Source organism: Ramlibacter ginsenosidimutans, assembly GCF_016654015.1.
In the GTDB taxonomy this organism is placed as follows: domain Bacteria; phylum Pseudomonadota; class Gammaproteobacteria; order Burkholderiales; family Burkholderiaceae_C; genus Ramlibacter; species Ramlibacter ginsenosidimutans.
On sequence record NZ_JAEPWM010000003.1, the window covers coordinates 89931 to 101816 of the forward strand.

The 11886-nt window shown below is 69.2% G+C and carries 13 protein-coding genes; 10 read left to right on the forward strand and 3 right to left on the reverse strand.

Going from position 1 to position 11886, the window contains the following annotated elements; translation table 11 throughout:
- Positions 1–152 precede the first annotated feature (152 nt).
- Positions 153–1520, forward strand: a complete 1368-nt coding sequence (locus tag JJB11_RS09885) for an acetate kinase (RefSeq protein WP_201169499.1) — start codon at positions 153–155, stop codon at positions 1518–1520.
- Positions 1521–1530: 10 nt separating this feature from the next.
- The gene (locus JJB11_RS09890; protein WP_201169502.1) at positions 1531–2874 is read left to right on the forward strand and encodes a sigma-54 interaction domain-containing protein; all 1344 of its coding nucleotides are present in this window, start codon (positions 1531–1533) and stop codon (positions 2872–2874) included.
- Here JJB11_RS09890 and JJB11_RS09895 read toward each other — a convergent pair.
- Complete coding sequence (locus tag JJB11_RS09895) at positions 2855–3565, reverse strand: Crp/Fnr family transcriptional regulator (protein WP_201169510.1); 711 nt, start codon at positions 3563–3565, stop codon at positions 2855–2857. The two genes, JJB11_RS09890 and JJB11_RS09895, sit on opposite strands and share 20 nt — an antisense overlap.
- 133 nt (positions 3566–3698) lie before the next feature.
- Entirely contained in the window at positions 3699–4562 is an 864-nt protein-coding gene (locus JJB11_RS09900; RefSeq protein WP_201169513.1) for an alpha/beta fold hydrolase, read from the reverse strand.
- A gap of 140 nt (positions 4563–4702) precedes the next feature.
- Here JJB11_RS09900 and JJB11_RS09905 point away from each other — a divergent pair, with 140 nt between their 5' ends.
- The 7 genes from JJB11_RS09905 (at position 4703) to JJB11_RS26345 (ending at position 9316) form a co-directional block, all read left to right on the forward strand.
- On the forward strand, positions 4703–5080 hold the full coding sequence (locus tag JJB11_RS09905; RefSeq protein WP_201169516.1) for a COG4315 family predicted lipoprotein: 378 nt from the start codon (positions 4703–4705) through the stop codon (positions 5078–5080).
- A 10-nt stretch (positions 5081–5090) separates the two neighbouring features.
- Positions 5091–5738 (forward strand): cupredoxin domain-containing protein, encoded by a 648-nt coding sequence (locus JJB11_RS09910; RefSeq protein WP_201169519.1) that lies wholly within the window; start codon positions 5091–5093, stop codon positions 5736–5738.
- A 129-nt stretch (positions 5739–5867) separates the two neighbouring features.
- The gene (locus JJB11_RS09915; protein ID WP_201169522.1) at positions 5868–6074 is read left to right on the forward strand and encodes a hypothetical protein; all 207 of its coding nucleotides are present in this window, start codon (positions 5868–5870) and stop codon (positions 6072–6074) included.
- An 8-nt stretch (positions 6075–6082) separates the two neighbouring features.
- On the forward strand, positions 6083–7381 hold the full coding sequence (locus JJB11_RS09920) for a hypothetical protein (protein ID WP_201169525.1): 1299 nt from the start codon (positions 6083–6085) through the stop codon (positions 7379–7381).
- Between the two features lie 101 nt (positions 7382–7482).
- Positions 7483–8385 (forward strand): hypothetical protein, encoded by a 903-nt coding sequence (locus JJB11_RS09925; protein ID WP_201169528.1) that lies wholly within the window; start codon positions 7483–7485, stop codon positions 8383–8385.
- A gap of 10 nt (positions 8386–8395) precedes the next feature.
- A complete protein-coding gene (locus tag JJB11_RS09930; protein WP_201169531.1) occupies positions 8396–8692 on the forward strand; it encodes a hypothetical protein in 297 nt (98 codons plus the stop codon).
- A gap of 12 nt (positions 8693–8704) precedes the next feature.
- The gene (locus JJB11_RS26345; protein WP_201169541.1) at positions 8705–9316 is read left to right on the forward strand and encodes a M15 family metallopeptidase; all 612 of its coding nucleotides are present in this window, start codon (positions 8705–8707) and stop codon (positions 9314–9316) included.
- Positions 9317–9331: 15 nt separating this feature from the next.
- Here JJB11_RS26345 and JJB11_RS09940 read toward each other — a convergent pair whose 3' ends face one another.
- Positions 9332–10594, reverse strand: coding sequence for a phospholipase D-like domain-containing protein (locus JJB11_RS09940; protein ID WP_201169544.1), 1263 nt, complete (start codon positions 10592–10594; stop codon positions 9332–9334).
- A gap of 206 nt (positions 10595–10800) precedes the next feature.
- Between JJB11_RS09940 and JJB11_RS09945 the strand changes: the two genes are divergently transcribed.
- Positions 10801–11862 (forward strand): Ldh family oxidoreductase, encoded by a 1062-nt coding sequence (locus JJB11_RS09945; RefSeq protein ID WP_201169547.1) that lies wholly within the window; start codon positions 10801–10803, stop codon positions 11860–11862.
- The last annotated feature ends 24 nt before the right edge of the window (positions 11863–11886 follow it).

Sequence of the window (11886 nt, forward strand, 5' to 3'; positions counted from 1 at the left end):
TCACGCGCGCGTGACACAGCCGTTTTCCGCTGTGACACAGCGGTCCGCGTGGCACGACGGTTCATTTGAAACTCGAAGTAAGTAAGCGGGGTAACGCACAGACGAACCGAGTGGCCGGTCGGTAACGTTTAGTCTTCATAACGAGATGTTTCATGTCCAACTCGGCCAAGCTGCATCCGCTCAGTGCGCTCATCTCGACCGCACTGCTCATCACCGCACCCGCATTGCACGCGCAATCGGCCGGCCGAGCCAAACCCCCGTCGTCGCCGCCGGCATCGCAGGCTCAGGTCGATGCGCTGCGGCGCCAGCTCTCCGACCAGGCGGAACAGCTGGACAACATGCGCAAGGCCTTGGGCGACCTGGATGGGCGCTATCGCGAACTGATGCAGGCCATGGAGGCCGAGAAGAAGGCGCATGAGGACGCGCTCTCGCGCATGGCTCAGCCGCAACAGGCGCAGTCGCAACAAGCCCAGCCACCGGGCGCGCCGCGCACGGTGCAAGTGCCGCCCCGCGAGGAGCCACGCGAGGTGCAGATAGGCACCGCGCCGGCTGCGGTGCCCGAGTCGCCGCTGAGCGTGCCGCAATTGTTCGACCAGCCCAGCGTGCTGACAGCGCGCGGCCAGACGATCGTCGAGCCCTCGTTCCAGTACGAGCACTCCTCGACCAATCGCGCTGCGCTGGTGGGCTTCACGGTGATTCCCGCGATCCTCGTCGGCCTGGTGGACGTGCGCGAAGTGCGGCGCAACACGTCGACCGCCACGCTCACCGTGCGTCACGGTTTCAGCGACCGCTTCGAACTGGAGGGCCGCCTCCCCTACCTGTACCGCTCCGACTCCACGGTGAGCCGCGAGATCTTCACCGGTACCGCGACGGACCGCGCCTTCAGTGCGACAGGCAGCGGCATCGGCGACGTGGAAATGACGGGCCGCTATCAGCTCACCACCGGCACCAGCCGCTGGCCCTACCTGATCGGGTCGCTGCGCTTCAAGTCGCGGACCGGCAAGGACCCGTTCGAAGTGACGACCGATTGCGTCACGCGGTGCGTGGGCGGCACCACGGGCACGGGCGAACCGCTCGAACTGCCCGTCGGGTCGGGCTTCTACACGCTGCAGCCCGGGATCACCTGGCTGTATCCCTCGGACCCGGCGGTGTTCTTCGGCAGCTTCACCTATGGCTACAACTTCAAGCGCACTGGAGTGAGCCGGCACGTGCTGGGCGGCGAGACCGAATCCCTTGGCGACGTGAAGCCGGGCAACACCCTCGGCGTGAACTTCGGCATGGGCCTGGCCCTGAACGACCGGTCCTCGTTCAGCATCGGCGTGGATCTCAGCACGATCGGACGCACCCAGCAAAACGGGGCGGACGTGCCGGGCTCGGTCCGCACGACGCTCGCCAGCCTGCTGCTCGGATACAGCTTGCGCTGGGACCAGAACCACACGGTGAACCTGTCGGTGGGCGCGGGACTCACCCGCGACACGCCGGACCTCACGCTCACCGTGCGGATGCCCTTCAACTTCTGAGGCATTCGCCATGAACGAACAACGACCCATCCTGGTGGTGGCAGCGGAGGACTGCCGCGCCGAATTGCTGGAGCAGCTGCTGGCGCGCGGCTGGCTGGCCACGACCGCCTCGAACCTCGCCGCGGCAGCGGCGCTGTTGCATTCGCAGCGCTTTCCCGTCGCATTGCTGTTGCTGGACAGCAGTCATCCCGATGCCGCGGCGCAATTCCAAACCTGCGCCGCCATGGGATCGCAGTGCGAGTGGGTGGGTGTGTTCCCGGCTGGCGAGTGCACCCGCGCCCCCTGGCGCGACCTGATCCTCACGTACTTCTTCGACCACCACACGTATCCGGCCGACCTCACGTTCCTGTGCCAGTCGCTCGGACACGCGTGGGGCCGCGCCAGCTTGCGCGAAGGTGCGACGGGCGACAGCGCGCCCGGTGGCGACATGGGCATGGTCGGCGAGAGCCCGGCGCTGCGGCGACTGCGCAGCGAGATCCGCAAGGCCGGGCCGTCGGACGCGCCGGTGCTGATCGCCGGCGAAAGCGGCAGCGGCAAGGAGCTGGTCGCGCGCGCCTTGCACCTCGGCTCGCGCCGCGCCAAGGCACCGTTCGTTCCGGTGAACTGCGGTGCGTTGCCGACGACGCTGATCCAATCCGAGCTGTTCGGCCATGAGCGCGGCGCATTCACGGGGGCGAGCAGCGCACGGCGGGGCTTGATCGAGGAGGCGAGTGGCGGCACCCTGCTGCTCGACGAGATCGCGGAGCTGCCGCTGGAGACCCAGGCCACGCTGCTGCGCTTCCTGCAGGAGCGGCGCATCGTGCGCGTGGGTAGCACGCACGAGATCCAGGTCGACACGCGCGTCATCGCCGCGTCGCACGTCGACCTGGAGAGCGCTGTGGCGGTTGGCCGGTTCCGGGCCGACCTGTTCTTCCGGCTGAACGTGCTGCACCTGCGCGTGCCGCCGTTGCGCGAGCGGCGCGAGGACATCCCACGACTGGCCCGCCACGTCTACGCGCAGACGGCTGCCGGCCAAAGGGTGATCGCGCGCGGCTTCCATCCCGATGCGATCGCCGCGATGATGGAGTGGCCGTGGCCCGGCAACGTGCGCGAGCTGTGCAACCGCGTGCAGCGAGCGGTGGTGATGGCAGACCGGCCGCTGATTTCCGCGGACGACCTTGGACTCACGACGGTGCAGCTCGGGACGGCGGGCGATCTGGAGGAGGCGCGGGTCGAGGCGGAAAAGTGCGCGATCCGGGATTCGCTCGCGCGCGAACGCCACAACGTGACGCTGGCCGCGCGCGACCTGGGTGTTTCACGGATGACGCTCTATCGGCTCATGGCCAAGCACAGCATCACGCCGCACGCTGCATGACAGGGAGCAGGCGCTGCGCGTGGCCGCGCAGCGCCTGGTAGCACTCGCAGCTGCCCGCCTCCAGCGCATCGCGATCCATCACGTGCAGGCGCCCGCGGCCCCAGTGAAGGACACCGCCGCTTTCCAGCCGTGTTGCCGCCCCGGATACCGCCTCCCGTCGGACCCCCAGCATTCGAGCCACCTGCTGCTGTGTGACAGCGAGCCGATCCGGGTCGCCGTGTTCCAGGCGGGTAAGGATCCAGCGACACAGCTGCTGGTCGACCCGGTGCATCCGGCTGCACAGGGCTGACTGCGCCATCTGCACCATGAGCCACTGCTGATAACGCAGGGCCTGCAACTGCAGGCTGCCGCCCTTGGCAAATTCCGCGCGAAGCACCGAGGCGGGCAACCGCCAGGCACGTCCGGCACGCTGCACGACCGCCTGACCCGGCGACCAGTTGCCCGATGCGAACGTGAGCCCGACCACCCCCTCGTGGCCCGTGGCCGCCACGTCGATGGATTCGCCGGCGGCCGCGCTGCACAAGTGCGAGACGACCGCAGTGGTCGGAAAGTAGACGTGTGTCACGGGGCCGACATCGCCGCACAGCACGTCGCCTTCGACCAGTTCGATTTCGACCAGGTGCGGTCGCAAGCGATCCAGTTCGTCGGGCAACAGCTCGCTCAACAGTTTGTTGTTCTTGCTGGAGGGCATAAGTCCTCGGCTCGTCGCAGGCAGTATCGGTGCCGACTCCGTTCATTCTTGTAGCAGATGCCGATCACCCGCGCCGGAAAAAATTGCGACGAGTTTGCGCATCCGCAACCGATGGGCGCCCGATCGACGCCAGCTAGGCCAGGATGCCGAGCAACGTGCGGTGAAAGGCCTGCGGGTCCTCGTACTGCAGCCAGTGTGCGGCCCCGGGCAGCACGATCAGTTCGCCCAGCGTGGGCGCCAGCGACAGTTTCTGCCGCAGGGCCGGCAAGGTGTCGCGGTACAGCGCATCCTGCTCGCCATAGATCGCGTCGACCCGGCAGGTGATCTTCGGCAGCGTCTGCGCCAGGATGTCCGAGAGCGCGAGCCGGCGCCGTTGCATGCGATCGCGCGGCACGTTCACCGACTGCAGCGCCACGGCGAGATCGTCGACCGTCTCCGGCTTGAGCATCAGCGTCGCCAGGTTGCTGCGATGCGCGGCGAGCTTGCCTTCCTCCGTCGGCTGGTCGCGCCAGGACGTGAGCGACAGGCGCCGGTCGCGCAGCCCGAGGCCCGGTGCGCCGACCAGCACGATGCGCCGCACATGCTGCGGGTCGGATGCAGCGATCAACCCGGCGCACAGGCCGCCGAACGAGAAGCCGACCACGTCGACTGGCGCAGCGCCGACCACGGCGGGCAAGGCAGCAGCGATGGCGGGCGCCACCGCATCCGCATCCTGGCCACCGGGCGGGCGCGCGGAATCGCCGAAGCCGGGCAGGTCGGGCACGACGACGCGCCGGCCCGATTCGGCCAGGGCATCCACATTCCTGATCCAGTGCGTCCAGCTGCCGCTGCCGCCGTGCAGCAAGACCAGCGGCTCGTGCGCATCGTCGCCCCACGTGTGCCACACGATGTCGCCATCGCCGCAAGGCGTGGTGAGCGTGCGGGCGCGGGAGAGCACGCGCAGCGCGGCGTGCGGGAGTTCGGTTTGCAGGGGAGGCAGTTGCGGGGTCGCGGTCATGCCGTCATTTTCGCCGGTTGCGCAGTTCAAGCGGCTTTGTGCCAACTAGTTCTCGGCCACCGCGGAATACAAACGGGCGTGACGGCGTTCTTCCACGGACGGGCCGCGTGGTGCGGTCCCGCAATGAGGAGGGATCCCCCATGAAGAAACTGCTTCTCGCCATCGTGCTGCCGATGGCGCTGCTCGCGGGCTGCGCGTCGCTGTCCGGCGGCTCCGAACCCGCCATGATGAAGGACGGCATGCTGGTCAACGCCAAGGGCATGACGCTCTATACCTTCGACCGCGACGTCGCCAACAGCGGCAAGTCCAACTGCAACGGCGACTGCGCCGTGAAGTGGCCGCCGCACATGGCCGGCGCGTACGGCCAGGCGCACGGCGACTACACGATCGTGGTGCGCAACGACGGCGCCAGGCAGTGGGCGTTCAAGGGCAAGCCGCTCTACACCTGGCCCGAGGACCAGGAGCCGGGCGACAAGTACGGCGACAACTACAACAAGGTGTGGCACGTCGCCCGTTGAGGGAATGCGCATGAACCGCTTCCTCGCCGCGCTGGCGCTGGCGGCCTTCGCCTGGTCGGCGCAGGCCGGCGCACTGAAGGTGACCGTGCTGGACAAGGAAGGCCGGCCGGTGCCCGACGCCGTCGTGGTGTTGGCGCCGTCGGTGCCCGGCACGCCGGCGCCGCTGCCGGACCACGTGACCATCACGCAGCAGAACATGCGCTTCGTGCCCGCCGTGTCGCTGGTGGGCGTGGGCGCGGTCGGCACCTTCGTGAACAACGACCCCTGGGAGCACCACGTGCGCGGCAGCGCCGCGGGCATCCAGAACTTCGACGCGGCCAGCAGCAGCGGCTTCGAGCTGCGCCTGGAAGGCAAGGCGAACGGCAGGCCCGCGCAATCGTCGCAGGCGAAGTTCGACCAGCCCGGCGCCGTGCTCCTCGGCTGCCACCTGCACGCGTCGATGAAGGCGCACGTGTTCGTGAGCGACACGCCGTGGGCCGCGCTCAGCGGCGAGGACGGCAGCGCGAGTTTCGTGGGGGTCCCGGAGGGGCCGCTGCGCATCCGCGTGTGGCAAGCCGACCAGCTTCTGGAGCTGCCACCGCAGCAGATGACGCTGACCGCCGCGCCGGCGCGGGCGACGGTGCAATTGCAAGTCCTGCCGCGCAGGCGCCGGGTGTGAGGGCGCGGCCTGCCCGAGGTGCAGGCCGCGTCCCGCCTGCTCTAGCGCGACCGTGATGTTCCCCTGATCGGGAGATTGACGCCGGCGCCCGCAGTGCCATCATGGCTTCGCTCTCCCAGGAGGTGCGCCATGAGACTCCGCCCACTGCGTCTCGCCGCGTTGGTGCTCGCGCTCGCCGCGCCGCTCGCGGCGCAACCCCAAGGCCTGCCGCGCCACGTGCCCGGCACCATCTGCTACACGCCGCAAGGCTGGTGCTGGGCCGTGTACCCGGGGCCCGCCGGCACGCGCTGCGCCTGCCCCGCGAACGGCCTGTGGTTCCAGGGCGTGCTGGTCTGAGGTGTGTCATGGACGCGCGCGCGCTCACCAACCTGCTGCTCGACGCCGAGGCACTGGCCGACTACGCAGCGCGGCACGGCAGCCTGCCGCCCGACTGCCGCGTGTTCGAGCTGCTGGGCCAGGCGCAGGCCTTGCACGCCGCGGGCAAGCAGTCGCAACTGGCCGTCGACCTCTCGCACGAGATCGATGCGCTCGCCAAGGCGATCCAGCCGGTGAGCGTGTTCCGCCTGACGTGGCGGCGTCGCCTGTACACCGTGTTCAGCCGCACGGTGACGGCGGCCGCACCGTTCGTGATCGGGCTGCTCACCCTGCTGCTGACCTTCTACCTCGCGTTCCAGAGCTCGCAACTGCACCAGGCGGACATGGCGCTGCGCTCCTACTACGAGTGGGTCGGTCAGCAGCCGCGCGAGAAGCTGTTCGCGGCGTTCAAGCTGTATCGCTACGAGCGCGTGCTGAACGTGACGACGCCGCCCCTCGCGCAGCTCGATGAGTACCAGAAACTGGTGGAAGACGCGCAGCAGCTCGCCAACAAGGGCGCCGCCATCCAGGGCATGCTGCAGAGCGCCTCGGCACTGCAGTACGTGCCGCATTTCGTCGAGGAGATCGGGCCGCGGCCCGTGCGCTCCTTCTTCCTGAAGCTCAATGCCGTCGGGCCCGTCCCCGACGAACTCCCCACCGGCGCCGTGCCGCAGCTCGACGCGAGCCGCGCAGCGCCCGGCGCGCTGCCGGGCAGTCCTGGGGCGCTACAGGGCACGCACTGCAAGGCGGAGCCGCCGCCGCCCGCTGCGCCACTGAAGGCGGTTGCGGTGCGCAGCGCGGCGAAGACCGTGGACCTCGCGGACAGCTACGAAGAAGGCTGGGCCTGCTTCCTCGAGCGCATCAAGCTCGATCCGCGCCAGCTGAGCTACTCGCAGTGGCCGGTCATCTACGACACGCAGATCAAGATCAACATGCTGGTCACCTGGCTGCTGCCCGGCCTGTACGGGCTGCTGGGTGCGTGCGTGTACGTGATGCGCCGGCTGATCCTCACGCGCCACGCGCTGCCGGGCAACGGCAGTGCGCTGAATGCGCTGTCGCTGTTGCTGCGCATCGCGCTGGGCGGGCTCGCGGGCATCATCATCGGCTGGTTCTGGGTGCCCGGCGCCGGTACGGCGGGCAGCCTGTCGCAGATCAGCTCGATTCCCTTCGGCATCGCCTTCCTCGCGGGCTTCAGCATCGAGACGCTGTTCTCGCTGCTGGACAAGCTGAACCACAACCTGCTGAACCCGGGGGACGAGCCGCCTCCGCCGGAACCGAAGAAGGCCTGAGCGGCGGCTGCGCGCCGCCCGCCCTGGCGCGCAAAGGGTCCTGCATTCGGTGGATGCCGTCGCCGCCGCGGCCATCGATCATCGACGTCCTGGAGCGGGGTATGGAAAGAAGAGCGAATCGCTTGCGCAGTGCCTGCGCGCTCGTCGTGCTCGCGGCCGTGCTGGCCGGCTGCACGCAGGAGCGGGCGCTGGCCGTCAAGGCGGCCGCGGAACGCTTCGCCGCCCAGGCCGCAGCGGCGATCGACGCGCTCACCGAGCTGCATGTCCGCGGCGCCTACGGTCCGCTGCAGACCGACGATGTGATGCTGGCGCAGGCGCGCGACGACGTGTACGAGGTGCAGGCCGCCGACCCCGGGCAGGTCAGGGCGGCGGTGGCGCAGGCCTTCACCTGGGTGAGCGACCGCGAGCAGTTCCGGCGCAACGCATTCGGCGGGGCCGATGCCCTGAAGCAGGCCTATGGCGAGTTCGCCCTCGCGTTCCGCCGGCTGCCGGAAGGCAGCTTCTTCGCCGCCAACGACGTTGCGTGCGCCGCAGGACTGGGCGCGCGGCTGGTCGGCACCATGGCGAGCGCTGCGCAGCAGCTCGCGCGCCATCCCGTGCCGTTGGTGGTGGAGACGGCCGCGAGCCAGGCGCAGGTCACCGCGACGGCGCAGAAGGCGGTGAGCGCGAACAACCGCCTGCTGCTGGACGCGCCGCTGCGTGCGCATCTGGCCGTGCTGCGCGAGCAGGACCGCGCCAACGTGGAGGTGGTCGCGAAGCTCACCGACGCTGCCGAAACGGGCCTCGCCGTGCTGGACATGATCGCCAGGTACGACCAGGTCTCGGCGGCCGACCTGGCCGCCGCCGTGCGCCAGGTGCTGGTGATTCGAGAAAGCACCTTCGGCCTCTCGTCCCAGGCGCAGCTGGCCCGCCTGGACAAGGTGGTGGCGCAGATCGAGGCGCAGCCGGCGCTCGCCCAGGCGGCGGCGCTGCCGCTGAACCAGAAACCGGCCACGTGCCAGTGAGGAGGAAGCCATGACGCCCGACGAGGAAGTCGTGCAGCAGGCGGACCTGGCCCTGATCGACGCCACGCTGGCTTACCAGGGCGCGTCCGCCACGGACCGCCTGCAGCTGGCCGGGCCCTTGCAGAGGGCGCGTGAGAGCTGGGGCACCGCGCGTTACCGCCTGCTGCTGCCGGACAGCGTGGCGACGCAGGCGGACGTGGAGGAAGCCCGCGCGATCCGCGCGCGCTTCGAAGCCGACGCCGATACGCAGGCCAGCGTGCAGGCGCTGCTGCAGCTGGCCATGCTGCTGGCCAAGTTCGTGCATTGAGGGAGCGCAGCGATGGATGCGACGGAGATGATCGAAGCCGTGCAGAAGGCGCTGGGAGTCGACGTGGACGGCCGTGCCGGCCCGGAGACCTGGACCGCCATCTACGCGGCCGTCGTCAACACCAGGAAGGCGGCAGCCGCGACGCCGCTCACGGCCTTTTCCAGGGTCGACGAGCGCAGCGAAAGGAACATCGCCACACTGTTGCCCGAAGTGCAGCCCATGGCGCGCATGCTGGTGCAGAAGGCCGCTGCCAACGGCATCGACATCCGGGTGATCAGCGGCCTGCGCAGCTACGAGGAGCAGGACGCGCTGTATGCACAGGGCCGCACGGCGCCGGGCAACATCGTCACCAAGGCGCGCGGTGGCTACTCGAACCACAACTTCGGCATCGCCTTCGACGTGGGCGTGTTCTCCGGCAGCAAGTACCTGCCCGAATCCCCCAAGTACAAGGCCGTGGGCGTGCTCGGACAGGAGCTGGGCCTCGAATGGGGCGGCAGCTGGACCTCGCTGGTGGACGAGCCGCATTTCCAGTTGCGGCCCGCGTGGGCGCGGTCGATGAACGAGAGCAGCATGCTTGCCGAGCTGCGCCAGCGCCGGCAGGACAGCGAGCCCGTGTACGCCTGAGGCCGCACACCACGTTCAGAGCAGGTCCTTCAGCAGGTAGGCCAGGTTGTCGTGCACCTTGTGCAGCACGCCGCGCCGGCGCCACTCCTCCAGCTTCACCTCGCGCGCGCGGGCGACGTACTTCTCGAAGATGCCGTCGAACTGCGCCGCCAGCTTCTCGTCGAGGATGCCCAGCGTGATCTCGTCGTTGGTGTCGAAGGAGCGGTCGTCGAAGTTGGTGGAGCCCACCCCGCACCAGCAGCCGTCCACCGTCAGCAGCTTGTGGTGCAGCAGGGTGTGCGGGTACTCGAACAGGCGCACCCCGGCCTTGAGCATCGTCTCGAAATGCCGGTGCCCGGCGTGCTGCACCATGGGCGAGTCGGAGCCGCTGGTGGAGGGCATCAGCACGCGCACGTCCACGCCGCGCTTTACCGCCGCCGCCATCGCCTTGATGGCTTCGGCCTTGGGGATGAAGTAGGGGTTCTGGATCCAGATCTTCTTGCGGGCGACGCACAGCACGGTGTGGTGCAGGATCTTCACCGCCGGCGCCGAGTTCTCCGGCTTCGCGTAGGCCGCGTGGATCGGCGTGTCGCCCACCTTGTGCAGCACGGGGAAGAAGTCGTCGCCGATGAAGAGCTCGCCGCTCTCGCCCGCCCAGTTCTCGCTGAACGCGCCCTGCACTGTGTGCACGATGGGGCCGTGCAGCCAGACACTCACGTCGGCGTTGTGCTTGTGGTCCTCCGCGTTGCCCAGCCAGTCGTCCGTGATGCAATGGCCGCCGACGAAGGCCTCCTTGCCGTCGACGATGCAGAGCTTGCGGTGGTCGCGGTCGTTGAGCACGCCGATCGTGTAGAACGAGCGCTTGTGGAAGAACTTGAGCTTGCAGCCCGCCTCGCGCAGCCGTTCCACCTTGTCGTTCTCGATCGTCTTGGAGCCCTGCGCATCGAGCAGGATGCGCACCGCGACGCCGGCGCGCGCGCGGTCCATGAAGGCATCGGCCACGCGGTCGGCGAGCCGGCCCGGCTTCCAGAGGAAGGTCTCGAAGTGCACCGACTTCTCGGCCGCCAGGATGCGCTCGACCAGCTTGTCGAAGAAGGCGCCGTTCTCCAGCACCTCGACGCGATTGCCTTCCACCGAGGTGCCCAGGCTCAGGCCCGACAGCGAGGGCATGAGCTTGTCGATGCCGCACTCCGTGTCCACCTGCAGCTGGGGGCTGCGGTGCCAGCGGATCGAATAGATCACGAGCAGCAGCACCGCGATCAGCGCGAACGACAGCCACAGCCAGAACCGCGAATCCATGGATCTCCCTTGCAAAGGCAATCCTTCGATGGTGGGTCAGCAAAGGGACCGCTGAGGTACGAAGAAATCCTGCACCCGCGCAGGAGGCGACCGGCACGATGCGACGGCGCCCACGCCACGGCAGGGCTGTGCGGCGCGCAACGATCCGCAGCGCCTAGGGATCACGCCATGCGCCAACGCGCGCGCCGCGCGTAGACTGCGCGGCCATGACAACCAACGCGCCCCGCTACGACGCCTCCAGCCTGCACGGCTATGCCCACGACCTGCTCGTCGCCGCCGGCATGCCCGATGACAAGGCCCAGGGCGTCGCCGACATCCTCATCGACGGCGACCTGCTCGGCCACACCACGCACGGGCTGCAGCTGCTGCCGTCGTACCTGCGCGAGGTCGAGTCCGGCTCGATGCGCGTGGACGGTCAGCCGCACGTGCTGCACGAGTCCCCCGCCACGGTCACGTGGGACGGCCGCCGCCTGCCGGGTCCCTGGCTGGTGCTGGAGGCGATGAAGAAGGCGGCCTCGATGGCGAAGCGCTGCGGCACCGGCACCGTCGTCATCCGGCATTGCCACCACATCGCCTGCCTCGCGGCGTTCCACAAGCGCGTGACCGAGCAGGGGCTGATGATGATCCTCGCCTCCTCGGATGCGAACTCCGCAAGCGTCGCACCCTACGGCGGCCTCGACCCGGTCTTCACGCCGAACCCGATCTCCGTCGGCATCCCGAAGACGGGCGATCCGATCGTGACGGACATCTCCACCTCCGCCACCACCAACGGACTCACGAACCGCCTGCACCAGCAAGGGGGCAAGCTGCCGGCCCCGTGGCTGATCGATGGCCACGGCCAGCCCAGCGACGATCCCGCGGTGCTGTTCAACGAGCCGAAGGGGACGATCCTGCCGCTGGGCGGACTCGACTCTGGCCACAAGGGCTACGGGCTGTCGCTGACCGTCGAGGCGCTCACGGGCGGACTTGCCGGTTTCGGCCGCGCCGATCCGAAGCAGGGCTGGGGCGCGACGGTGTTCCTGCAGATCCTCGATCCCGCCGCCTTTGCGGGCACGCAGGCCTTCGTGCGCCAGATGGACAATATCGCCGAGCGCTGCCACGCGTCGCGCCCCGCGCGTCCCGGCCAGCCCGTGCGCCTGCCCGGCGAGAAGGGCTATGCGCTCGCGCGCGAGCAGGAGGAGCGCGGCGTGGTGCTGCACGCCGGCATCATGGAAGCGCTCGCGCCTTGGGCGGAGAAGCTGAAGGTCGCGGCGCCGGCGCCGCTCTGACGCGCGCTCCGCCTGCGCTGCGGC